Annotated in this window: 25 protein-coding genes; 5 read left to right on the top strand and 20 right to left on the bottom strand. The window is 57.4% G+C overall.

Annotated elements, in window-relative coordinates:
- The first annotated feature begins 43 nt into the window (after positions 1 to 43).
- Positions 44 to 184, top strand: coding sequence for a hypothetical protein (locus V6940_RS15345; RefSeq protein ID WP_112205122.1), 141 nt, complete (start codon positions 44 to 46; stop codon positions 182 to 184).
- 105 nt (positions 185 to 289) lie between these two features.
- Here the strand turns inward: V6940_RS15345 and V6940_RS15340 are convergent, their stop codons facing one another.
- On the bottom strand, positions 290 to 1,165 hold the full coding sequence (locus V6940_RS15340; RefSeq protein WP_333496444.1) for a LysR substrate-binding domain-containing protein: 876 nt from the start codon (positions 1,163 to 1,165) through the stop codon (positions 290 to 292).
- Between the two features lie 112 nt (positions 1,166 to 1,277).
- On the opposite strand from V6940_RS15340, the gene V6940_RS15335 reads away from it, so the two are divergent.
- Positions 1,278 to 2,018 carry a metallophosphoesterase family protein gene (locus tag V6940_RS15335; protein ID WP_333496443.1) on the top strand — a complete coding sequence of 247 codons (741 nt, stop codon included), beginning with the start codon at positions 1,278 to 1,280 and terminating at the stop codon, positions 2,016 to 2,018.
- On the opposite strand, the gene V6940_RS15330 is transcribed toward V6940_RS15335, so the two are convergent.
- From V6940_RS15330 to V6940_RS15300, 7 genes are all read right to left on the bottom strand, one after another.
- The gene (locus V6940_RS15330; RefSeq protein WP_333496442.1) at positions 1,982 to 2,854 is read right to left on the bottom strand and encodes an oxygenase MpaB family protein; all 873 of its coding nucleotides are present in this window, start codon (positions 2,852 to 2,854) and stop codon (positions 1,982 to 1,984) included. The two genes, V6940_RS15335 and V6940_RS15330, sit on opposite strands and share 37 nt — an antisense overlap.
- Positions 2,855 to 2,872: 18 nt before the next feature.
- Positions 2,873 to 3,748 (bottom strand): NAD(P)-dependent oxidoreductase, encoded by an 876-nt coding sequence (locus tag V6940_RS15325; RefSeq protein WP_333496441.1) that lies wholly within the window; start codon positions 3,746 to 3,748, stop codon positions 2,873 to 2,875.
- Between the two features lie 773 nt (positions 3,749 to 4,521).
- Entirely contained in the window at positions 4,522 to 5,424 is a 903-nt protein-coding gene (locus V6940_RS15320; protein WP_442910824.1) for a MurR/RpiR family transcriptional regulator, read from the bottom strand.
- The gene (locus tag V6940_RS15315) at positions 5,421 to 6,371 is read right to left on the bottom strand and encodes an ABC transporter substrate-binding protein (protein ID WP_442910823.1); all 951 of its coding nucleotides are present in this window, start codon (positions 6,369 to 6,371) and stop codon (positions 5,421 to 5,423) included. The genes V6940_RS15320 and V6940_RS15315 overlap by 4 nt, the downstream gene beginning before the upstream one ends.
- Before the next feature lie 8 nt (positions 6,372 to 6,379).
- Entirely contained in the window at positions 6,380 to 7,432 is a 1,053-nt protein-coding gene (locus tag V6940_RS15310; RefSeq protein WP_333496440.1) for a FecCD family ABC transporter permease, read from the bottom strand.
- Positions 7,429 to 8,445 (bottom strand): FecCD family ABC transporter permease, encoded by a 1,017-nt coding sequence (locus V6940_RS15305; protein WP_333496439.1) that lies wholly within the window; start codon positions 8,443 to 8,445, stop codon positions 7,429 to 7,431. The genes V6940_RS15310 and V6940_RS15305 overlap by 4 nt, the downstream gene beginning before the upstream one ends.
- The gene (locus tag V6940_RS15300) at positions 8,445 to 9,269 is read right to left on the bottom strand and encodes an ABC transporter ATP-binding protein (protein WP_333496438.1); all 825 of its coding nucleotides are present in this window, start codon (positions 9,267 to 9,269) and stop codon (positions 8,445 to 8,447) included. Before V6940_RS15300 ends, V6940_RS15305 begins: the two co-directional genes overlap by 1 nt.
- 515 nt (positions 9,270 to 9,784) lie before the next feature.
- Here V6940_RS15300 and V6940_RS15295 point away from each other — a divergent pair.
- Entirely contained in the window at positions 9,785 to 11,863 is a 2,079-nt protein-coding gene (locus tag V6940_RS15295; RefSeq protein ID WP_333496501.1) for a TonB-dependent siderophore receptor, read from the top strand.
- A 133-nt stretch (positions 11,864 to 11,996) separates the two neighbouring features.
- The gene (gene ldtC / locus V6940_RS15290) at positions 11,997 to 12,956 is read left to right on the top strand and encodes a L,D-transpeptidase LdtC (RefSeq protein ID WP_333496437.1); all 960 of its coding nucleotides are present in this window, start codon (positions 11,997 to 11,999) and stop codon (positions 12,954 to 12,956) included.
- 88 nt (positions 12,957 to 13,044) lie between these two features.
- Here ldtC and bhsA read toward each other — a convergent pair whose 3' ends face one another.
- Positions 13,045 to 13,302 carry a multiple stress resistance protein BhsA gene (gene bhsA / locus V6940_RS15285; protein ID WP_185666106.1) on the bottom strand — a complete coding sequence of 86 codons (258 nt, stop codon included), beginning with the start codon at positions 13,300 to 13,302 and terminating at the stop codon, positions 13,045 to 13,047.
- A gap of 244 nt (positions 13,303 to 13,546) precedes the next feature.
- Between bhsA and V6940_RS15280 the strand changes: the two genes are divergently transcribed.
- On the top strand, positions 13,547 to 14,185 hold the full coding sequence (locus tag V6940_RS15280) for a TetR/AcrR family transcriptional regulator (protein ID WP_333496436.1): 639 nt from the start codon (positions 13,547 to 13,549) through the stop codon (positions 14,183 to 14,185).
- A gap of 56 nt (positions 14,186 to 14,241) precedes the next feature.
- Here the strand turns inward: V6940_RS15280 and V6940_RS15275 are convergent, their stop codons facing one another.
- From V6940_RS15275 to V6940_RS15225, 11 genes are all read right to left on the bottom strand, one after another.
- Positions 14,242 to 14,778, bottom strand: coding sequence for a glycine zipper 2TM domain-containing protein (locus tag V6940_RS15275; protein ID WP_185666104.1), 537 nt, complete (start codon positions 14,776 to 14,778; stop codon positions 14,242 to 14,244).
- Positions 14,779 to 15,029: 251 nt separating this feature from the next.
- Complete coding sequence (locus tag V6940_RS15270; RefSeq protein WP_333496435.1) at positions 15,030 to 16,334, bottom strand: NAD(P)/FAD-dependent oxidoreductase; 1,305 nt, start codon at positions 16,332 to 16,334, stop codon at positions 15,030 to 15,032.
- A 271-nt stretch (positions 16,335 to 16,605) separates the two neighbouring features.
- A complete protein-coding gene (gene ycfP / locus V6940_RS15265) occupies positions 16,606 to 17,148 on the bottom strand; it encodes an alpha/beta hydrolase YcfP (protein WP_185666102.1) in 543 nt (180 codons plus the stop codon).
- 38 nt (positions 17,149 to 17,186) lie between these two features.
- On the bottom strand, positions 17,187 to 18,212 hold the full coding sequence (gene nagZ / locus V6940_RS15260; RefSeq protein WP_333496434.1) for a beta-N-acetylhexosaminidase: 1,026 nt from the start codon (positions 18,210 to 18,212) through the stop codon (positions 17,187 to 17,189).
- Positions 18,200 to 19,042 (bottom strand): thiamine kinase, encoded by an 843-nt coding sequence (thiK, locus tag V6940_RS15255; RefSeq protein WP_333496500.1) that lies wholly within the window; start codon positions 19,040 to 19,042, stop codon positions 18,200 to 18,202. Before thiK ends, nagZ begins: the two co-directional genes overlap by 13 nt.
- On the bottom strand, positions 19,023 to 19,661 hold the full coding sequence (gene lpoB / locus V6940_RS15250; RefSeq protein ID WP_333496499.1) for a penicillin-binding protein activator LpoB: 639 nt from the start codon (positions 19,659 to 19,661) through the stop codon (positions 19,023 to 19,025). Before lpoB ends, thiK begins: the two co-directional genes overlap by 20 nt.
- 23 nt (positions 19,662 to 19,684) lie before the next feature.
- Entirely contained in the window at positions 19,685 to 20,059 is a 375-nt protein-coding gene (locus V6940_RS15245; protein WP_220439786.1) for a YcfL family protein, read from the bottom strand.
- Between the two features lie 3 nt (positions 20,060 to 20,062).
- A complete protein-coding gene (hinT, locus tag V6940_RS15240) occupies positions 20,063 to 20,419 on the bottom strand; it encodes a purine nucleoside phosphoramidase (protein ID WP_333496433.1) in 357 nt (118 codons plus the stop codon).
- A 132-nt stretch (positions 20,420 to 20,551) separates the two neighbouring features.
- Positions 20,552 to 20,875: a YdbL family protein gene (locus V6940_RS15235; RefSeq protein WP_333496498.1), complete on the bottom strand. Its 324-nt coding sequence runs from the start codon at positions 20,873 to 20,875 to the stop codon at positions 20,552 to 20,554.
- A gap of 7 nt (positions 20,876 to 20,882) precedes the next feature.
- A complete protein-coding gene (locus tag V6940_RS15230) occupies positions 20,883 to 21,074 on the bottom strand; it encodes a YnbE family lipoprotein (RefSeq protein ID WP_185666098.1) in 192 nt (63 codons plus the stop codon).
- Entirely contained in the window at positions 21,071 to 23,713 is a 2,643-nt protein-coding gene (locus V6940_RS15225) for a YdbH family protein (protein ID WP_333496432.1), read from the bottom strand. The genes V6940_RS15230 and V6940_RS15225 overlap by 4 nt, the downstream gene beginning before the upstream one ends.
- Between the last annotated feature and the right edge of the window lie 256 nt (positions 23,714 to 23,969).

The raw sequence follows: 23,969 nt of genomic DNA, 5'->3' as shown, positions 1-23,969 counted from the left end.
ATATACTGTGACAATTGTAGAACAGAGTGAGTACAGGTGAGCGATGGAAATTGATCTCGATAATCTGGTCTTTGATGGACTGGAAGAGGCGCAAGAGCGCAACGCAGAACGTCTTGACGATGCGGACAAGAAAGCGCAGGCGATTGTCGCCGACGATGATTGCGGCGATGCCTGCAAAATCTGATAACAGAAACCGGCCTGAGGGCCGGTTTTTTTATATGGGGCGGGACTCTTTCCCGGCGTCGCTGCGCTCGGCCGGGCTACATATTCGTGACAACGTCACGCCAAATCAATCCGCTGTCTGTTCTCTGGCTAGCGCGACTAGCTTTTTTATCGCTGCGGTGCGCTCCCGTTTGCGGTACAGCAACCACAGCACCGAAGGTATTTCATCACCATCTATCTCCCGATAGCACACGCCGGGCAGATTGATGGTCTGCGCCATCACCGCAGGAACCACCGCCACGCCGTTGCCCAGTGAAACGTTCGCCAGCACCTCAGTCAGCGCTCCGGCCCGTCGGGTGTGTTCAAGAGTAAAGCCGCCGCGTTTTGCCACCTCAACGGTGCCGGAGCGCTGTTCCGGCAGAATAAAGGTTTGCTGACGGAGGCTTTCCGGCGTAATCGCCGCTGTCTGTGCCAGCGGATGACCGTCCCTTAGCGCCAGGCAAAAGTGGTCATGATACAGCGCCAGATGGGTTATTTCAGCGGGCAACGCTAGCGGCCCGCGCACCAATGCGACGTCCAGTTTCCCCTCCACCAACAGTGCCGCCATCCCCTCCATCGGCAGTTCGTTAACCTCAATGGCGACGTCGGGGTACTGCTGGTGATAGCCATTAAACAGAGAACTGAGCACCCCGGACAGCAGCGTCGATGACACATATCCGACACGGAGATACCCGCGTTCACCCCGCGCCGCACTCTGCACCCTCGCCCTCGCCTGATCGGCCTGCGCAAGCGTTGCCTGCGCCTCGTCTCGCAGAATTTCACCTGCCTGCGTCAACGTCACCCGACGCTGGCTGCGTATAAACAGCAGCGTCCCCAGTTCACGCTCAAGCTGCGCTATCTGTACGGAGAGCGTCGGCACGGCGATACCGAGCGCCTCCGCCGCCGCGCCAAAATGCAGGGTGTTAGCCACTTCAAGGAAATAACGCAGATGACGCAGCTCCATGACGACTCCAGATTGTTAGGTTTTACCTAATAATAACGGCAAGTCTCTGGATTGAACAAGGCTGCCGGAACGCCGATGCTAATGGCTATACGAACCTTTTCGGATGCCTGCCATGCTGTATCGTTTTGCCATTTTTAGCGATGTTCACGCCAATTTACCGGCGCTTGATGCCGTCCTCACCGATATTGACCACCATGGCATTACCCAATGCTACTGCCTGGGCGACGTTGTCGATTTCGCCCCCTGGCCGAATGAAGTTATCGCCCGATTACGCGAGCGAGAGATACCCGTTCTGCGTGGCAACCACGACCAGCGGGTCGCCTGCGATGAGCCGGTGACGACCATGGCGGTGCACAGCCCCGAAGAGCGGAATGCCCGGGTAGAAGCCATTGCGTTGAGTAAACGGGTGATCACCGAAGAAAATCGCCGTTGGCTGCAAGCGCTTCCTGATTCGTTACGCCCAGCGCTACCGCTGCCTATTTTGCTGGTGCATGCCAGCCCGCGCTCGCTGTCGGAATATCTGTATGCCGACACCACCGCAGACACGCTGCTGGCCTTTCCACAACTGCACGACGTCGACGCGTTGATTTGCGGACACACCCACTTTGCCTGTGTGCGGGAAATCAACAGAGGTACGAGTCGACCGCTGCTGTTCGCCAACCCCGGCGCCGTCGGGCGCATTAAACCGGGACAGCCGCAGGCAAGCTGGTTGTTAGGGGAAATTCGTGAAGGGAAACTCTCATTGACGGTTAAAACGGTGCAGTACGACGTGGCGCAGGTGGCACAGGCCATCCGCGACAGCGATGTACCGGATTATTATGCCGACGAACTCATGCGCCGCATCGCGCAGTGATAAGCGCCGTTGCGCACCGAGCGGCGCAGAACAGCAGCGATGGTATGCACACCGCCACGCACCAGACGCTGCTCTAACGGGCTGAGACGCAAGTCCAGCATCTCCTGCGCCCAGTCGGGCAGCAGGTCAATCCCCGCCTTCATCAGAATCGTGCCCGCGGGTTGTGCCATTCGTCCCGGCAGACGGGTGGTCATCAGCACGCGAGCGACTTCCCGGGTGCGTTCATCGCATCTTAGCTGAGGCCGCATCTGTTCGAGATAGTCCGCTACTACCTGCGGTGTTTTCGGCACGTTACGCGCGCCCAACCGCTCAGCGATACTCGCGGACTCAATAAAATATTGCGCCTGCCTTGCGGGGCTCACCACTACGCGGCGATAACGTAGATGGGAGGCCATAAACGAGCTGCACTCCGCAACGTGAACCCAGGTCAGCAGATCCGGGTCGCTGGCGGCGTACGGCGTTCCGTCGATGTCCACCCCGCTAACCCGGTCATGAATCGCTTTTACCCTCGCTATTAGCCGCTCAGCATCGGGTTCGGTGGCGAAAGTGGTGGCCGAGATAAACTGGCTGGTGCGGCGCAGACGGCCAAAGATATCTTCACGAAACGAGGAGTGATCCCACACACCGGCCAGCGCCAGTGGGTGCAGCATCTGCAGTAATAACGCGCTGATGCCGCCGCACAGCATGGAGGTGAAATCGCCGTGCACCGGCCAGATAGCCGACTGCGGGCCGAACAGCCCCGGTTCTCCGGCAGGATGCTCAAAGTCGATTTCATTCAGCGCTATCCCCGTCAGGCCTAGCACCTGACGTTCAATACGCTGGCGTACCCACTCCATGCGCGTTCTCCCTTGAGCTTACGCTTTACGCGCGTTATCAAGCCAGGCGTACACCGCCGCCAGATCCTGCTCGGCCAGCCCGCCCTGCGACGCCTGCGTCCACATATCGACGATATCAGCCATCATCGGCATGGTGCCCTGCGAGGCATTTGCCAGCGCCAGACGCGCATCTTTGAGCGCATGCTGAAGCTGCATCTGCGGGGCGTAATCTTCTTTGCGAATCATCTCCAGCTTACCCTTAACGTACGGTGCCGCCAGCGGGCCGCCTTCCAGCGTGTCCCACAGCTGACCCGGGGTAAAGCCAAACTGTTTGGCAAGCTGCATACTTTCCGCCACGCCCTGCATCATCGAAATCAGCCAGGCGTTGATTACCAGCTTCATTTTCTGGCTGTTGCCCGCGTCGCCGTACCACTGGGTGCCGCGAGAAATGGCGTCAAAGACCTGCTGCGCCTCGCCTGCTCGGGATGCGTCACCGCTGGCCATCACCAGAATCTGAGCATTTTCTGCCGGGGCTTTGGTGCCGGAAACCGGCGCATCGAGGTAGAGCATATCGGGACGAAGTGCTTCGAGCAGCGCGATGGCATCGGCGGTTTCCTGAATGCCGATGGTCCCCATCTGGCAGAAGGTTGCACCCTGCGGGCAGGATGGTGCGACGGCGCGGATGGCCGCCAGAGTAGCGTCGCCGTCGGTGAGCATGGCGATAATCACCTGCGCGTCACTCACCGCTTGTGCGGCGGTTTCACACGCGACAAGGCCCGCTGACAGCAAGTCATCGCCACGACCCGGTGTGCGGTTCCAGCCGTATACCGTGAAGCCTTTTTTCAGCAGGTTGGCGGCAAATGCGTGCCCCATCGCGCCTAAACCCAGTACCGCTACCGCGGGCAGTGCCTTCATGTTTCTCTCCTCAGATGGTCGGTCTTTTAGGTAGCGTGATGATTATTCGGCGGAAAAGCAACTGGTTAATGGTTGAGGTTGTTGAGCTTTGGGTTTTAAGCGTAAATTCGCGGGACAGAACCACATATATCAATCTGGCGAAGGGTTCCGTTCACTTTACGTCGGGTGGAATATGACGTTCCTTCACCGGTGAACGGGCCAAGGGGGGCGGCCGCGCCCCCCTTCGCAATCCCCGCGGCCCCGCAGGGAAATCGGTGCTTCGCACTACGCTCGCCTACGACTCCAGCCTGCGGCACGGCGAAACTCGACATCCTGTCTCGGTTCGCCTCAATCCGCCATCCCTGGCGGATTGACCTTGTCTTCCATTCTTCGGCTCGCCGATTTCCAGCGGGGACTCATCGGTTTCAGTAACATTCGTGTGTTTTTTGTGTGTGTTTTTTTGCCGTTAACTTAAAGACCGCACGGTTTTTGGTGGCGTCTAAATCGCCGAAGCGTTTCCCGTAGGCCGGGTCAGCCCACAGGGATGTGGGCTGAGGGCGTGGTTCACAGGGATGTGAACTCACGCCCGACCCGAAGCCGAAGGGAATAAGCTGAGGGAACCACGAAGTGGCGATTTTGCCGCCAGAGCCCGGGGGTGCAGGGGGAGGTGGCGATTGGCCTCCCCCTGCGCGCTCCCTGCGCCCACGCAATTTATATGGCTAGTGCTGGATGGGAGCGCAACAGAGTGATAAGCCTGAATGCAACTCAGAACGAAGGCATTAGCAACGATCGCGCTACCCCCCTTTCCGCCCCCCAGACTTCCCAATCGCCTTATGCAAATCGTTAATTCGCTTCATCGAACGCAGCGTCCGCTGCGAATGGGTAGAGGCCACCGACAGCACCAACATCTCCAGACACACCATCACCGTACCATGCAGCGGTACCCGACCATTCTCTCCGCGCGGGACGTGGATCACCACCTGCGCCATATCGCTAAAACGCGAATCAGTAGCCTGAGTCAGCAAAATCGTTGGGATCCCCAACCGCTCTGCCTCACGCAGCGTCGTCAGCCCTTCCCGGTGCGGCGATTTTTGCCCCATCATAATCAGCACATCCCCTCGTTGCAGCGCAATAAGCTGCTCGGCGAGACTAAAGCCAGTGCGGTTGAGCACACAGGACGGCAGACCAATCCGGCTGAACAGTCGCGCGGTGTACTCGGTCAAAATCCCCGACGCGCCAATGCCAAACAACGCCACCTGACGCGCGTCACCGAGCAGCGCCACCGCCTGGGCTATCGCGGCACGGTTGCTGGTGCTGGCGAGCATCTCACAGGCACGCTGATGCCCTTCCAGCACAAAATCAATGCTGGAGTTCACGTCGCTGGTCAACGCCCCGACCGTCGAAGCCATTTTTTCCGACGAGGTGATGGTCGGGCCAAACCAGTGCTGCATGGTCTGCTTCAGGTCACGCAGCCCGGCGAAGCCGAGCGCCTGGATGGCGCGTACCACGGTGGCATCGGAGGTTTGCGTAGCTGCGGCAATCTCCATCGCCGTGTGGTCGAGCACCGCCTCGCGGTTGTCATCAATCCAGTGCGCGACTGTCAGCAGGCGCGGCGAAAGCTGAGGGGTGCGGCTGCGCAGGCGTTCGCCAAACAGGTCGACCCGGCGTTTCTCTTTACGCATCACCGTCTGGCTCATTTCGCCTCCTTAGGCAGTGGACGACCGGCAATCTGCGACTGCACCTCCGCCACCAGCAGGTTCAACGAAGCATAAGAGTTAGAGATAACCTCGTCGCGCGGCAGCAGGATGTAATGCCCGGTGCGGCAGGCGCGCATAAAGTCGCACCAGCCCGGCATCACTTTTTCCATGTCGTTGAGTTCATCCTGCGGTTTGCCGCCGGTGTCCGAGCGCCAGGTAGCAAACAGGAAATCGGCGTCCAGCTCCGGCAATTGCTCAGCGCTCACATCGATACGCTGGCCATCGGGAATGCCTTCAATCATCGGCGGGAATCGAAAACCTGCGTCGCGCAGCACGCGTCCCAATGAATGATAAGAGTGATGTACCGTCACCTTGCCGTTATTGGCCTGAATCACCGATACGGTGATCTTATTGGTATCGATGGTTTGTTTGAGCTGTTCGATTTGCGTCTGATAGCGGCGCTCAAGGAGTGCCAGCCGCGCCTGTGAGCCGGTCAGTTCGGCAAGTTTGCTGTAGATGCGCGGCGCGCTGCCGAGCAGATGGTCAATGCTCACCGTCGGGGCGATTTTTGCCAGTTGCTCAATCGGCACGTTACGGTTGGGTTCGGTAATAATCAGGTCTGGTTTCGCTGCCGCCACCGCTTCGAGGTCAATATCCGCGGTGCCGATAAACGTAATATCGCTGTTGTCAAAATCGACGCCGGTCAGCATCGCGCTGGAGCGCAGATAGTGGCTACCGTCCGGACGCGTCCGCCCGTGGCTGGCGACCGGCGGCACGCCAAGTTCGATGAGCGGAATCGTAATATCGAGATCGTGCATCGACACGATACGTTTCGGGTGATCGGGAACCTGAACCACACGGCCCAGATCGTCGGTAAACGGGTGCGTTTGTGCAAACGCCGAAACACTAAACAGGCACAACGCTGACATTAGCCCACGTAGGGTCATTCAGAACCTCACAATGCGTCGCGACGACGCCACAGCAGTAAAATAAAGAAGGGGCAGCCAATTAACGAAATAATGATCCCTGCCGGAATTTGTAGCGGCGCGAAGGCCAACCGCCCGAGGGTATCGGTGAGCAGCACCAGCAGCGCACCAATCAGGGCGCTACCGGTAAGCAGCGCGACCTGACCACCGCGCAGCATAAAGCGCGCCATATGCGGAGCCATTAGCCCGACAAAACCGAGGCTACCGACGCAGGAGACGCTTGCCGCCGTTAGCAGCACCGGGGCGAAGAAGCGCAGCAGCGTCAGGCGCGATAACCGCACCCCGAGCCCATTTGCCACCTGGTTGCCCATCAACGCGACGTCTGCCGCCCTTGCCGTCAAATAGAGGATCAGCACCGCCGGCAGCGCCCAGGCCACCGCGACCGCCAGCAGCGACCAGGTGGCAGCGTGCAGGCTTCCCGCAAGCCAGGTCATCGCCGTCTGCACATCGCGGATATCAGCAGTAGTGATAAACAGCCCCATCGCCGCCGACAGCGCCCACGACACGCCGATACCGATCAAAATAAAGCGCGGGCGCGAGAGGTCGCGGGCCAGCGCAATGACCAGCAGCGCCACCAGCACGCCACCGAGCATGCCGACCAGCGGCCGCCAGGCGAGGCTCACAGCAGGGAATGCCAGAATTAAGGTCAGCACCACCACGCTGGTTCCCTCTTTCACGCCAATCAATCCAGGGTCAGCCAGGCCATTACGGGTAATCGACTGCATTGCTGCACCGGCAAGGCCGAGCATGCCGCCACAGAACAGCGCCATCAGCAGCCGGGGTAAGCGGATGTCGCGCACGATGTACACCTGCTGCGCACTTAACGCCTCTGGCATAAACAGCGCCCGCCCGATAGCGCCAGTAGGAATGGGCAGCGAGCCTCGCGTGACGCCGAAAACCACTAATAACACAATCACGGTCATCAGCGCGGCGGCGATGTTCAGCAACCGAGGGCGCAGCAGAATACGTAATGGGCCGATTGTGACGGCGCGAAAGCCCGCCCGAGTCACCGTTCGCGTCATTTAAAGAACCTCACCGCAATCGCGATAAACACCGGCGCACCGACCATCGCGGTCATCACCCCGGTTGCCAGCTCCTGTGGTGCCAAAAGCCAGCGGGCGAGAATATCCGCCAGCAGCAACAGCAACGCCCCGGTAGGTAACGCCAGCAACAGACCGGTGCGGATATCCTGCCCGGCCCAGCGGCGAATAACGTGTGGCACCACCAGTCCGATAAAACCAATTGGCCCGGCTACCGAGACCGCCGCACCGCACAGCAGCGCGATGGCAATCACCCCCAGCACGCGGGTGCGCGCCACCGATACGCCGAGCCCGCTGGCCACCCGGTCGCCGAGCGCCAGAATGTTGAGACGCGGTGCGAGTAACGCCGCCATTAACACGCCGAGCAGAGCAGGCACGCTGGCAATCTGTAGCGTGCCGAGACTAATGCCGGAGAGATCCCCCGCAAGCCAGGTACGCATCGCCTGTAGCGTCTGTTCATCAAGGATCAGAATCGACGCGGTGACAGCCGACGCAAACGCCGACAGCGCCACCCCGCAGAGGGTAATTTTCATCGCCGTCGCACCGACACGCCCGGCGGAAGCCAGCAGCATTACCAGCCCGAACAACGCCGCTGCCCCACAAGCCGCCGCCAGCGGGCGACTCACGCCATAAGAGATCCCCGCCGCAGAGCAGACCACCACCGCCAGCGTTGCTCCGGCGTTGAGGCCGAGAATATGCGGTTCGCCCAGCGGGTTGCGGATCACCGTTTGCAGCAGCAGCCCCGCTGCCCCCAGCGCCGCACCGGTCAACAGTGCCGCCAGCAGGCGCGTCAGACGCAGGTTAATGATGATGCGGTGGTCAAAATTTCGCGGGTCGTAGTGCAGCAGCGCGTCAATCACCACGCCGGGGGCAATGGCACGCGCGCCAAGCCCGAGATGGATCACCGCGCCGAGGCATAGCAGACTGCTAACCAGCAGCAGTGCCCACAGCGGACGAACCGTTTTTGGCCGTTGAATCAGGCTCTGAGTCGCCATCAGGCAGACTCCGGATGGGCGCAGAACGGCATAAATAGTGGTTTGCCGGTTTGCGGGTTAGGCAACATATGCACGTCGACGTCGAAAACCTGTTTGATGATTTCGGCGGTGCAAGGCGCGCTGTCATCCACGATGCTGGCAATCTTCCCCTGCTTCATAAAAATCAGCGTGTCGGCGTAGTTCACCGCAAAGTTGAGATCATGCAGCACGGTCACCACGGTGCGCCCATGTTCACGGGTAAGCTGCTGCAGCAGTTCGAGGATCTCTACCTGATAGCGTAAATCAAGCCAGGTGGTGGGTTCATCCAGCAGAATGGTGGCGGTTTGCTGCGCCAGCGCCATGGCAATCCAGCAGCGCTGGCGCTGGCCGCCAGAGAGGCTATCGACCGGCAGATGCGCAAACTCCAGAGTGCCGGTCAGACGCAGCGCTGTCTCGACCGCCTGTTCATCGTCCGCCGACCATTGGCGAATCAGCCCCTGCCACGGGTAACGCCCGCGCGAGACCAGTTCAAAGACGGTCAGCCCTTCCGGGGTCAACGGCGATTGCGGCAGCAGGCCGAGCTGACGCGCGACCTGTTTTGTTGGCTGTTGATGAATGTCGTGACCGTCCAGGCGAACGCAGCCGCCCAGCGGTTTGAGCATCCGCGCCATGGTGTTGAGTAATGTGGATTTACCGGAACCGTTGGCGCCCGCCAACACCGTCATCTTGCCGACGGGGATGGTCAGGCTGATGTTATCAACGATGCGCTGGTTGCCGTAACCGGCGCAAAGGGACTCCAGCACGATCCCGCGTTCCTGAGGGGCGTTTTGTTGCCGCTGTGGCATGTTTCTTTCTCTCCGGCCGCAACGACGTGGTATCGTTCTGCACTTTAAATAAATCTCATTCTCTTTTGATCATGCAATGCCGTAATGTAGTAGTCAATAGCACTACATTACCACTTCATTTCATAAGGAATAGGTTATGAAACGCGATTTCCGCACCTAACAAAAACCATTAAAATCATTTATATTCAATTAATTATGAATAACACCTCTATTTTCCAGCCTCGCATTTCGGCTCATTTTGAGTCGCCGATAAATTTATTGCCGATTGGATTTACTACTACATTTCTGCATGTTTGAATGATTCTCAATTACATATCCTGAACATCCCGGCTTGATGTGAATGGGTAATTTTGGCTTTTCAGGGCAATGATTTTTATCAATTTTGACTGCCATCCTTCGGCAGTTTTTTTATGGGAAACAGAGAGATGACACAGTTATTCCCGACGTTCACGGGAAAATCCGGACGCGCACTTTTTTCATTGGTTTTTCTGGGGGCGGTCGGCTCCCCTTCGCTGATGGCGGCAGAAAATACCCCGAGCGGCGATAGCGCGAAAAAAGAAGAAGCGATGACGGTTGTAGGCACCGCGCAGGCTGACCAGACGGTTACCGAAGGGTATCAGCCCATCAGCAGCTCCACCGCGACCCTCACCTCGATGCCGCTGCTCGATATTCCGCAGGTGGTCAACACGGTGAGTGACAAAGTGCTGGAGGACCAGCACGCCACTTCACTTGACGAGGCGCTGTATAACGTCGCCAACGTGGTGCAAACCAACACGCTGGGCGGCACCCAGGACGCCTTTACCCGTCGTGGCTTTGGCGCCAACCGCGATGGTTCGATCATGACCAACGGCCTGCGCACCGTGCTGCCGCGCAGCTTTAACGCCGCGACGTCTCGCGTGGAAGTGTTGAAAGGCCCGGCCTCTACTTTGTACGGGATTCTGGATCCAGGCGGCCTGATTAACGTCGTCACCAAACGCCCTGAACGCACCTTCTCCGGCGATATTTCCGCCACTTCCAGTAGTTTTGGCGGCGGCACCGGGCAAATCGACGTGACCGGTCCAATTGAAGGCACCCGTCTGGCGTATCGCCTGATTGGTGAATACCAGAACGAAGATTACTGGCGTAACTTCGGCAAAGAGCGCAGCAGCTTTATTGCGCCTTCCCTGACGTGGTTTGGCGATGATGCTACGGTAAACCTCTCCTGGTCACACCGTAACTACAATACCCCGTTCGACCGTGGCACCATTTTCGACCTCGATACCGGGCATGCGGTGAACGTGTCGAGCAAAGAGCGTTTTGACGAGCCATTCAATATTACCGACGGTAATTCCGATCTGGCGCAGCTTAATGCGGAATACCGCCTGAACAGCCAGTGGACCGCGCGCTTCGATTACAGCTTTAGCCAGGACATGTACAGCGATAACCAGGCGCGCGTGATGGCTTACGATGCGAAGACCGGCAACCTGACCCGACGCGTCGATGCGACCCAGGGCTCTACCCAGCGTATGCACTCCACACGTGCCGATTTACAGGGCAACGTGGTGATTGGCGGCTTCTATAACGAGCTGCTCACCGGTATTGCCTACGAGAATTATGATCTGCTGCGTACCGATATGATTCGCTGCAAGAACATCAAAAATGGCTTTAACATTTATGACCCGGTTTACGGCTCGCTGAGTAAATGTACCAGCGTCTCCGCGGCCGACAGCGACCAGCGCATTCAGCAGGAAACCTACGCTACCTACGTACAGGACGCGCTGTACCTGACCGATAAATGGATCGTGGTGGCCGGCGCGCGCTACCAGTACTACACCCAGTACGCGGGTAAAGGCCGTCCGTTTAAAGAGAACACCGACAGTCAGGATGAGAAGCTGACGCCGAAGCTGGGTATGGTCTACAAGCTGACGCCGAACGTCTCGCTGTTCGGCAACGTAGCGCAGTCGTTTATGCCGCAGTCTTCAATTGCCAGCTACATCGGCGATCTGCCGCCGGAAGAGTCCACAGCCTACGAGATGGGCGCGAAGTTTGATCTGTTCAACGGCGTGACCTCGAATATCACCTTCTTTGATATTCATAAGCGCAACGTGCTGTATACCGAGACCATCGGCGACGAAACCTACGCCAAAACGGCGGGTAAAGTGCGCTCACGCGGGATTGAAGTGGATGTCGCAGGCTCGCTTACCGATAACCTGAACGTGATTGCTAGCTACGGTTATACCGATGCGAAGGTGATTGATGATCCTGATTATGCAGGCAAACCGCTGCCAAACGTTCCGCGCCATACCGGTTCACTGTTCCTGACCTATGACATCAACAACGTCTACGACAGCAACACCCTGACCCTCGGCGGAGGCGGCCATGCATTGAGCCGTCGTTCAGGCACCAACGGCGCGGATTACTACCTGCCGGGCTACGCGGTAGCCGATGTCTTTGCGGCCTATAAAATGAAGCTGCAGTATCCGGTCACGCTTCAGCTGAACGTCAAAAACCTGTTCGACAAGACCTACTACACCTCCTCTATCGCCAGCAACAACCTGGGCAACCAGATTGGCGACCCGCGTGAAGTGCAGTTCACGGTGAAGATGTCCTTCTAACCGCCAGCGGCCCCACTCACGGGGCCGCCTTTACATACTCTTTCAAACCCTTAGCACTTCCCTACAGTTCCCTTCCGCATAATAGTCGCTTTAACTTTTAAGCAACATATTGCGACTTTGAGGGATTAGAGTAATGAAACAAACTCTGCAACTTTCACGCTGGCTACTGGGATTACTTCTCGTCGCCAGCGTTGCGCTGCCCGCCAGCGCCAATAGCTGGCCGTTACCGCCGCCAGGCAGCCGTCTGGTTGGCGAAAACCGTTTCCACGTCGTCGAGAACAACGGCGGTTCACTGGAATCTATCGCCAAAAAATACAACGTTGGTTTCCTGGCCCTGCTTCAGGCCAACCCTGGGGTCGATCCTTACGTGCCCCGCGCCGGTAGCGTACTGACCATTCCGCTGCAAACACTATTGCCGGACGTTCCGCGCGAAGGCATTGTGCTGAATCTGGCTGAGCTGCGTCTGTACTACTATCCGCCGGGCAAAAATACGGTCACCGTCTACCCTATCGGCATCGGCCAGCTAGGCGGCACGACGGTGACGCCAACCATGGTGACTACCGTCTCCGATAAACGTGCCAACCCAACCTGGACGCCAACGGCCAATATCCGCGCCCGCTACAAAGCACAGGGGATCGATCTACCAGCGGTAATGCCTGCGGGTCCAGATAACCCAATGGGCCACCACGCGATTCGCCTTGCGGCCTACGGCGGCGTGTATCTGCTCCACGGCACCAATGCCGATTTTGGTATCGGCATGCGCGTCAGCTCCGGCTGTATTCGTCTGCGTGACGGCGACATTAAAGCGCTGTTTGACCAGGTGACACCGGGCACTAAGGTGACCATTATCAACACACCGATTAAAGCGTCAGTCGAGCCCAACGGTGTGCGTCTGGTGGAGGTTCACCAGCCGCTGTCCGAACATATTGATGACGATCCGCAGACGCTGCCTATTGTGTTAAACGCCAGCATGCAGGCGTTCAGCCAGAATGCGAACACCGACACGGCCGTGATGAACAAAGTGATGGACGTACGCTCCGGGATGCCGGTTGATGTCACCCGTCACCACGACGTCGCGCAGCAAAATATGTAGCAGAACCCATAAAGAAAAAGGCCCTGAGCGGGATACGCTCAGGGCCTTTTTTATGGCAGTGACATAAGCATTATGAGGGTTTTAACGCTTATTTATAGATAACTGCGGTGCCGTGCAGGTTGTTTGGACCGCTTACAGAAGTGATACGGAACGATTTCGCGCCCATGTCATCTGCTTTCTGAGCCAGTTCTTGTTCCAGAGACGCCAGGTTAGGGCCTGCGGAAGCGGAGATGCTGCCGACTTTGTGCTGGTCTGCCGGAGTAGACTGCACTTCTACGGCAGCAAAGCTTGCGAATGATAGGGAGCTCAGTACGGCTGCGATGGCCAGAGTTTTTACGGTTTTCATGATTTTTACCTTTGCAGATGATTTTGTAGGTCAGACGTTATTAACTTAACGATCGATAAAATAATCATAATGAGATCCAGGTCACACGTCAACGTATTTTTATAACGATCGTTTATTTAATTAAGATTCATATATTTTTCATATGAATATGTTCTTTTTATTTTTCCTCACGAAGCGCTAGCCCCTTTCGGGGATTATTTTTATAATGAGCGTTCACTAAACACCGACTAAGGTAGGCGGCACGATGACAACTGACACGCAAAGTTGCGCGAAAAAAGGCCGCGGTCGACCTAAAGTATTCGACCGGGAAGCGGCGCTTGATAAAGCGATGACGCTATTCTGGCAGTATGGCTATGAAGCAACATCCCTCTCCGACCTCGTCGAAGCTACGGGTGCAAAAGCGCCGACGCTATATGCCGAGTTTGTGAATAAAGAGGGGCTGTTCCGCGCCGTTCTCGATCACTACATCACGCACTTTGCCTCAAAAAATGAAGCCTGCTTGTTCTGCGATGAGCAACCGGTAGTGGAAGCGCTACGCAACTACTTCACCGCGGTAGCCACCTGCTTTACCAGTAAGGACACGCCGGCAGGCTGCTTTATGATCAACACCTCGGCGGCGCTGGCGGCGTCATCGAAAGAGATTGCGAAGACCATTAAGTCTCGCCATGCGATACAGGAGCAGACGCTGAACCAGTTTCTTCAGCTGCGCCAATCACGAGGGGAAATTCCGGCGGAGAAAAACGTCACCGAGCTGGCGTTGTTCTTGAGCTGTATTTTGCAGGGCATGTCCATCAGCGCGCGCGAAGGTGCCAGCTTTGATACCCTGATGCAGATAACCGACACCACGCTGCGACTCTGGCCGCAGATGATCGCCCCGTCATAAAAAAAACGCCCCGCCATCTGAGTGATGGCGGGGCGAACAACTGACTACCTGCTATTTTAGGCTTTATTCAGTACCAACTGGCCGTTGCTATCCAGCGGGATCTGGCTACCAGGCTGTTTATCCATACGGATTTTTCCCTGCTGATCGCCAATTTTGTAGGTCACATCATAGCCGAGCGTCTTTTCGGATTTGTCATACACCGTTTTACAGCGCTGCTCGTTGGTGGTGTAGGTGTCATTATTCTGCATCGCACCCTGCACCTGGTTACCGGCATAGCCGCCGCCTAACGCGCCAACTACGGTGGCCACGCTTTTACCGTGCCCGCCACCAAACTGATGACCAATCACGCCGCCTGCCACCGCACCCAGCACGGAACCGGCGATACGGTTTTCATCCTGTACCGGACGACGATGCGTCACCGCGACGTTACGGCACTCCTGACGCGGATTTTTGACGGTTTCCTTGATAGGCGTAGCGGAGATAACCTGCGCATACTGCGGGCCACGATCGAAAACGTTCATACTCGCTACGGCGGCCACCCCAAGCGCGGCGGCAACGCCAATACCTATACCCGCCAACATTGATTTATTCACGGGACATCCTCCTTTGTTGCTATTGCTAACAATTGTGCAACCGATCGTTAGCAGTGCCTATCAGACAAAAACTCAAAAGCAGGATTTTATGTGGGGAGATGGGTGTTTCGGAGGATTCTGAGGATGGAAGCGCAGCTAACTCTTGCCGGCCTGATAAGCGCGCCGCCATCAGGCGAGATGCGAGCACCTGCCGGATGGCGGCGTAAACGCCTTATCCGGCCTACAGGTGTAGGCCGGGAACAGCACGATGATTAATGCAGCTTCAGACGCGGACGAATCACACGGTTGATGCTACCAACCAGCATCATCAGGCCAGTTTTCACGTAGCCGTGCAGCGCAATCTGGTGCATACGGTACAGAGAGATGTAAACCATACGCGCAATGCGTCCTTCAATCATCATCGAACCGCGCATCAGGTTGCCCATCAGGCTGCCGACGGTGGAGTAATTGGAGAGCGATACCAGCGAGCCGTGATCTTTGTAGCTATAGGCTTTCAGCTCTTTACCCTTCATCTGCGCCAGAATGTTATTCAGCGCGCAGGTCGCCATCTGGTGCGCCGCCTGAGCGCGCGGTGGCACAAAGCCGCCTTCCGGACGCGCGCAGGAGGCACAGTCGCCAATCGCGTAGATATCCGGGTCGCGGGTGGTTTGCAGCGTTGGCTCAACCACCAGCTGGTTAATACGGTTGGTTTCCAGGCCGCCGATCTCTTTCATAAAGTCCGGCGCTTTAATACCCGCTGCCCAGACCATCAGATCGGCCTGAATATACTCGCCGTCTTTGGTGTGCAGGCCGCCCGCGTCAGCGCTGGTGACCATCGTTTGGGTCAGCACACGCACGCCCATTTTGGTGAGCTCGCTGTGCGCAGCACCGGAGATACGCGGCGGCAGCGCAGGCAAAATACGCTCACCGGCTTCCACCAGCGTCACGTTCAGCGCTTCGTTGCTTAAGCCTTTATAACCGTAGCTGTGCAGCTGTTTCACCGCATTGTGCAGTTCAGCCGACAGCTCAACACCGGTCGCCCCGCCGCCAACAATCGCAATGTTCACCTTGCCGTTTGCACCCAGGTTTGCAGAGTACTTCAGGAACAGGTTGAGCATTTCCTGATGGAAACGACGCGCCTGATGCGGGTTATCCAGGAAAATGCAGTGCTCTTTCACGCCCGGGGTATTGAAGTCGTTGGAGGTACTGCCCAGCGCCATCACCAGCGTGTCGTACGCCAGCTTACGCTCAGGCACCAGCAGTTCGCCCTTGTCATCGCGCAGTTCAGCGATGGTGAGAGTTTTCGCTTCACGGTTGATATCCATTACAGAGCCCAGTTGGAACTGGAAGTGATGGTTACGCGCATGCGCCAGATAGCTCAGCGCATCCACGCCTTCATCAAGAGAGCCCGTAGCCACTTCGTGCAGCAGCGGTTTCCACAGGTGGCTGTGATTACGATCCACCAGCGTGATTTTCGCTTTTTTACTGCGGCCAAGCTTTCTACCCAGTTGAGTAGCCAGTTCCAGGCCGCCAGCACCACCACCCACAATTACGATTTTTTTCATTGGCGTAGTCATGTGACCCCCTTAAAATTTATTAACCAATTGTTAATTAAAAGTTATGAATATAGCCTTTAATTAACAACAAGTTACTTGTGTGAAACCATTCAGCTGCAATGAGAATAACATGAATGGTGCATTGGTCATACCAAAATTGATGTGCATCAAGTTTTATCGCGCAGAAGTTGAGCGAACGGTATTTTGATAGCCGAAAAACGGGTAGGTTCGGTTAAAAATTAACAAAAAAAGCCCCGACAACGGGGCGTTGCCGGGGCGCTTTGCGGGACGCTTAGCCTAAGGTTTTAAAGGCTTTGATCCGCTGCAGATGCGGGGAGATATTCTTGAACTTATGACCCTGCTCTTCATCCCAGATGATCTCATAGTAATGATGCAGCATGTCGGCTGAACGCTGACTATCCAGCGCATCATCGTGACGCGAGAGAATGGCCAGGCAGCGGTCGCGGTTCTTTTCACGGAAGTTATTCACGCACTTGGTCGCGATATCCATATACTCTTCCGGGCGGTCAATCTTGCCGTCCATGTTCTCGTTCGGGAACAGGTTCGGGTTAAACATCACCTGACGGATATCACACAGGAAGCCAATACGTTCCGCCCAAAAACCACCCAGACCAACGCCGCAGATGAGCGGTCGCTCGTCAGCGTTCAGCTGCAGCATCTTGTCCACTTCCTTGAGCAGATGCTGCATGTCATGTTTCGGATGCCGCGTGCTGTAGCTAATCAACCGCACGTCCGGGTCGATAAACTGTAGCTGCAGCACTTTTTCGTGGTTGCCTGGGCTATTCGAGTCAAAACCGTGTAAATAGATAATCATTTGATCCTCACCACACCATTACTCCCACACCGGGAGGGTTAATGACCAGCCTTCTCTTCCTGCCAGCGTTCGTGGAGTTGCTCCAGCTCAGCGCTAACCGTTTTCCAGCGGGCGGAGTCCATCAGTTCCTGACGGCTAAATGAACCTTTATGATACAACTTCGTAACACGCTCAGCGTTGATCGGCGACAGGTTATCTAACACGCTGACGGCCCCTTTACGATTATTGCAGACGAGGATCATATCGCAACCTGCATCCAGCGATGCCTGGCCGCGCTCGGCGTAGCTGCCCATGATTGCCGCCCCTTCCATCGACAAATCGTCGGAGAAGATCACCCCATCGAAGCCCAGCTCGCCGCGCAGCACGGTTTTCAACCAGTGCGGCGATCCGCTTGCCGGACGCGGGTCGACTTCATCATAGATAACGTGCGCGGGCATAATAGCGTCGAGCGCGTTTTCGGTAATCAACGTTTTGAATACCGCCATATCTTTGGCGCGAATCTCAGCCTCTGAACGCGGGTCATGCGGCGTCTCTTTATGCGAGTCAGCGGTCACCGCGCCGTGGCCGGGGAAGTGTTTACCGGTGGTTTTCATCCCGGCGCTGTGCATGCCGTCAATAAAATGACGTGCCATTGCCAACGCTTTGTGCGGGTCAGCATGATAGGAACGTTCGCCGATGGCGGTGCAGATATGGCCGACGTCCAGTACCGGCGCAAAGCTGATATCAATATCCATGGCGATCATTTCGCTTGCCATCAACCAGCCAGCGTCTACCGCCATGCGCCCGCCCGCCTCTTCGTCCAGCACGGCGGCGAAAGATTGCGCAGCCGGCAAACGGGTGAAACCTTCGCGGAAGCGCTGGACGCGCCCGCCTTCCTGGTCGACCGCTACCACCAGATGATTCCGGGAGGCGCTACGAATCTGGCGAACCAGTTCACGCAGCTGCTCCGGGTCATGATAGTTACGGGTGAAGAGAATTAAGCCGCCTACCAGCGGATGCGCCAGAATCTCACGTTCTTCGGCATCCAGCTCATAGCCTTCAACATCCAACATTACTGGCCCCACACGGCCTCCTTTTTGTCGCTAAGCTGGCACCATATTTCGTTTGCCAGCGTGATGAATTGTTTGTCGCCGCTTTGCCGCCAGCGACACTCGAACCAGCCAGCCATGAGCATCAGCACCCACGGCCGCCAGCGTTTAACTTGTCGCCAGAGCGCTTGCGGCGAAAAATGCGCCTGCTCGGCGTATGCCCACGTCAGTTCGCGGCGCTGCTTCATATCTGCCGTCCAGACGGCGGCAAGCTCCAGCGCCACATCGCCGTCACCCGCATATTCCCAGTCGATCAGCCGCAGCCCGTCGGCAGTATGGACAATGTTGCCCGCATGAACGTCCATATGCAGCGGTGCCAGCCGCAGCGGGCGTGGTTCGCCCTGCTTACGCAGACGCTTAAGCTCCCGCAGCCACAGCGGCGTTCGCCGCGCCGGGTCGCACTGCTCCCAGTACTGCATCAGCAGCGGCTGTAGCGAAAGCGCCCAGCCAAACCGAGGCTGCTGGTGCAAATCATACAGGAGAGCGGCGAGCTGACGATGCGCCGGGAGCACGCTTTTGATCTCACCGGCTAAAAAATCGACGGCCATCCAGCCAGGCGTATAAAAAACCGGCTTTGGCGCCAGTGAGGACGGGAGTTGACGCAGAGCGTGATACTGACGAAGGAAGTCGCTTTCCGGCGCTTGCGGGTCATGGTGCTGACGCAGCACCAGCCGTCGTTCGCCGTGTTGCAGGATGCAGCTACTGCCGCTCAGCCCCGCGGTTTCGGGGCTGGCGACAATCTCATAGTGCGGGAAGACGCGTGACAGGAGTGCGTCACGCGAGAGCTTACTGTTGCGCAACCGCACCCTTACCTGACCAGACGATCTCACCGGTCTGTACCAGCATCAGCTGCATTTGCAGCGTCGGCGCGTTGACGTTACCGGTGGCGTTGGAATAGAGCACGTACTGCGCGCCCACGTTACGGGCGATGCCCATCGCTTTGCTGCGGGAACCGAGGCTATCCTGCGGCGACAGGCCAAGCTGCTGCTTCGCCACCGCCAACTGCTGCGCAGAAACCAGAGTGAATTTACCGTTGCCCGCCAGCGCATTGCGCAGCGCGGTCGTCGCCTCACCGGCGTTCAGCGAACCGTTGGTACGGTTGTTGACGCTATCAACCAGCAGAATGCTGCCCGCGTTAACGCCGCCGGCCTGGAGCATTTTGCCCACCAGCGGCTGTGCGGCGCCGTTCCAGTCATAGTGACGGACGCGCGGCGTTGGCTGCGCAGGCGTTTCACCGCCGTGCTCAATTGGCCCCGGCTGCTGCGGAATCGTCGGCACGCTCGGCACCGTCGGCACCGGCTGCTGCGGTTCCGTTGGCTGCTGCGGCTGCTGTGGATTTGCCGTGTCAACCGGTGCCGGTTGTTCACGCACCGCACACCCGGCGAGGAACATTGCCAGGGAAGCAATTAACGCATAGCGACCCAATTTACTCATTGATAGTTTACCCCTCAGAGATAAAGATAAAGCCGGGCTTTATGCGCCCCAAGACTGTTAGCCGTCCCGTACAGCGTCACCGACCCCATTGCTGGAACCGTGATGCTGCGCGGCGCTTCCAGCGGGTGCATTTCCAGCCCTCTGGCGTCATACCAATAAAAACGATAGTGAACGGTGACCGGCTCTCGCCTTTCATTAAACAGCTTCGCGCTGGCGGTAGACTGGATATCCGATGAACTCAGCACCGGCTTTTCCGCGCTGACCCCCGCCGCCAGGACGTTGGATTCCATGACCAGCGTTTGCTGCTCGCTGACGGCAATTTCCGGGCGCGAATGGCACCCGGCAAGCAGCGTCGCGCAAAGTACAAGACCGAGACAGACCGGTTTCATAGGTTAGCCTTTATGCGCCAGCATTGGCCCCAGCGGGCGACCGCCCACCAGATGCATGTGGATATGGTAAACTTCCTGCCCGCCGTGGCGGTTGCAGTTCATGATCAGACGATAGCCGTCCTCAGCAATCCCTTCATCACGAGCAATTTTCGCCGCCACGGTGACCATACGCCCCAGCGCCTGTTCGTGCTCGGCGGTAACGTCGTTGGTGGTGGCAATCAGCGTGTTAGGAATGATCAGAATATGCGTCGGCGCCTGCGGAGAAATATCGCGGAAGGCGGTGACCAGCTCGTCCTGATAGACGATGTCTGACGGGATTTCACGACGAATGATTTTGCTGAAAATCGTTTCTTCTGCCATTGGGAGTTCCTTTATTATTCTCATGTGCAGCCGGTAAAATCGTTACCGACGAACAGGTTACATGCCAAGAGTATGAGCGAGTTGCCGCCCCTGTTTCAACCGTAATGCGTTTTTTCTTATACGCCCCAGCCTTTACTTCCGCACCCACTGGCCGTTAATGCCCTGGACGTATTCCCCCGGCAGGGCTTTCTCAATCAGCTTTTTCCCAGCCAGACGCGCCACTTCCTGCGACGGCAGGTTGTTACTTTGCGCCAGCTGCTGATAGCTTTGACTGCGCGCTTCATTAATTTTCTTCACCAGCGCCAGCGTCTCGCTATCCTGGGCAATGGCCGCCAGATAGCCCCCCTGCGTTTCTCCCACTCGCCCCTGCTGGCGAGCCTCGGGCAGTGTAAGCGCCAGCGCCTGTAGGCTGAAGAGCGTGAACGCCAGCACGGCGATAATCCCGATTTTTCTCATCATAGCCTCAGAATAGGTCGCTACGGGACTTGAGCAGATCCTCAACGTCCTTATCGGCCTTAATATGGATTTCGTGTTCAATTTTCACGTTCATATTGATGGTGATCGGCTCTTTTGGCGCCGCCACTTCAATGCGCGGCACGCACCCTGATAACAGGCCGGTTGCCATCAATCCCAGTATGGCGATGGATAATTTCATTGTTGCTCCTTACATTCCGTGCCGCTGCGACACGGCACACCGGGAAGGGTTGCGTGTTGCTCGAGCCATGACTGAAGTTTGTCGCCAAAGCGCAGGCTTCGCCACAAATCAAAAACATTCTCCTGGTGCGTGTAGTTCAGACGCACCGTGCTGCGTTTCTCGTCCATCACGCCGGTCCCGGTGACCGTTGCCTGTAGCGTCAGCAGACCGAGACTATCGAGATTGATACGCGTCCACGACCGCGAAATCTCCATATAGCGTAACCAGTTAATCGCAGCCCCGGCGGCAATATTATCGTCGGCGACGGCATCGGCGGTGTCTTTATCCAGTCTCAAGGTCATCGGGCCGGGGTTATGCAACCAGCCGTCTTTGATTATCCATTTACTGTCGTTCAGCCAAAGCGGCAGCGCACCGTCTACCGGACCGGACATGGCGAACTGTTTCGGGTTGACCGCGCTGACCAGTTCGCTGGTCGAAATATGCTGCAAGCGCAGCAGCGCCGCATCGTGCTGCGGCATGCGCAGTTGCTGCATGGTCACCTTGCCGCCGAGCACGTCAACGCTGACATCGCTCAACTGTAATGGAGATGCTTCGCTCCAGGGCCAGGTGCCCTGCAGATCAGCGGTGACATTACGCGCCGTCACCTGGTTGACGATTTCAGCAATACGCAGCGACACCGGGCGACGCGTCCCCAACTGCCATACGCCGGCTTTCAGACGGAACGGCAGCACGAAATCGACGCCGTTGACTTCGTTATCTGGCATCCACGCGCTGCCGTTGCGCAGCACGCCGTGGCCACCGGCCTCAAAACCTTGCCCTACCGCCGCAGAGAACGCCACCTGGGCATACAGCGAACCGTCACGCAGCTTCATTTTCCAGTCCGGTGGCACCAGCGGCTGGAACACCGTCAACGACTGCTTCGGCCACCATGCCTGCCCGCGCAGACGTTCGCCGTCCCAGCGGCCGTTGACGCGAATCGGGCCAATCTCCTGCGCCCTCAGGTCACCTTTAAACTGGAAGAAGGTCGGATCGCGGCCGTCAACGCTGAAATTCAGGGCCGAGACCGGCAAGACGCTGCCGCCGGTAAAGCGGGTCTCTTTGGCATCAAGCGCCAACGCGCCGGTAAAAGAGGGATGCTGTTCGTCGCGGACCCAGTGAATCGGCTGCTGTAGCGTCAAGCGCGGCTGCTCGATGGTCATGGTGCCGTACTGAAGTTTGTCAAAGCCAGTGGAGAGTGCGTTGAGCACAATCGCGCTGTCGCGCCACTCGCCGGTGCCGGTCACGTCCCAGCGCGCCTGCATCGGCGTGAAGTGGCCGTCGCCCCAATAACGCCAGTTCCAGACGCCTTTATCCGGCAAGAAATTGTCGGCCTTACCGTCCAGATGAAGGACAAAATCGCCGGTTTGCTGCTCATGGGCGCGAAGGATTGCCTGCAGACGGCCGTCAATCCCTTGAGTGGAGATTTTGACCCCGGCCAGTGGCCAGCGGACATCATCAATATTAAGAGCATCAATAACGCGGCCGCGCGAACGCAGTAGCGAACCGGGCTGGAAAGCCAGCGTCGGCGCCGAAAGCGGGCCACTTAACTGCGCGGGAAGCTTGGCGTAGAAAATCAGATCGCCCTGCTTGGCCTCACCGACCAGATGCAGCGGCATGTCGCTGTTGTCCATGCTCAGCGTTCCCGGCCCAACGTTCAGCACCGCGACGCCTTTACCGGCATCACCGGAGGTCAGTACGCTTAAGCGACCGGTAATCAGCGTTTTATCGATGCCCTGTTGCCAGTTATCCAGTTTCACGCCCACACGACCACTTAGCGGAATACCCGCCTGATACGGCCAGCTCCAGCGACCGTCGCTGATAACCAACTGCTGTTCGGTAATCTGCCACGGGAAATCGGCAATCGGGTCGTCTTCACCGCGTGCCATCATCACCAGTTGCCCCTGATTTCCGTCCCAGTTCAGCTCAGCATCCACCAGCGACGGCACCTGAGGCACCTGGAATGTCGACTCAAGATGCCCCTTCACCGGCAGCCCATCCGGCACCAGCGGCATGGTAAATTCACCGAGCAGCTTCACCGGCGGCTCACCTTCCAGCAGGCTGGCGTGAAACTCGCTGACCGTCAGCGCCTGCCCGCGCAGGCGGGCGTGCAGGGTCACCTGGTCACCTTCATATTCCAGCTCCTGGTGCTGGGCGGTGAGCGAGACCTTGAGCTTGCCCTGCCACTTTTCCCACGGCGAGATGCTCAACGAGTCGATGGACAGCCAGGTATTCGGCAGCATCGATTGCCATTCCGCCAGCGTGCGCGGCGCACCCGGTACCGCATCGTTTTGCGGGAGCTTATTAAAGCAGACGGAATTGAGATTGACGGCGGCGGCATGCAGCTGCCAGCGGCTAGGATGTGACAGCGTCACGTCTTTCAGCGTGGCGAGCTCGCAATCCCCTACCAGATAACGTAGATCAGGAACGCGTAAGGAGGTGCGGGTGAAACGTGGGCTGTCGTTCAGCGCGATGCGTGTTCCCGCCGGCAGCCAGATGCCGACCAGCGTTGGCACCCAATACCCGAGCGTCATCACCAGCGTCAGCGGCAGGAGTATTAATACCAGGAGTAGCGCAATAACGGCTTTATATTTACCCTTCATGGGTGCAGTGATATCCAGATTAAGCAGGCAGTCATGCCGTGAACGCGCAGCGGGCGATCCAAAGAGGCATATTGTGTCATGTCAGACCTGTGAGTGAAAGCCGCCACCATGGATTAATCATAGCTGCTACAAAATAAAACGTGAGGAATTTCAGTTGATTCTGATTGAGACCGTGAGTTCTCCCCCGCCGATTATCCGCGTATACTGGTGATAGTTTCTTTACGTAACTTTAGCCTTCAAAACATTTTTATATTTT

Origin of the sequence: Kluyvera sp. CHPC 1.251 (genome assembly GCF_036759945.1) — a bacterium.
In the GTDB taxonomy this organism is placed as follows: domain Bacteria; phylum Pseudomonadota; class Gammaproteobacteria; order Enterobacterales; family Enterobacteriaceae; genus Kluyvera; species Kluyvera sichuanensis.
The sequence above is the reverse complement of the archived record's forward strand: the minus strand, read 5'-3'. Positions and strand labels throughout refer to the sequence as shown.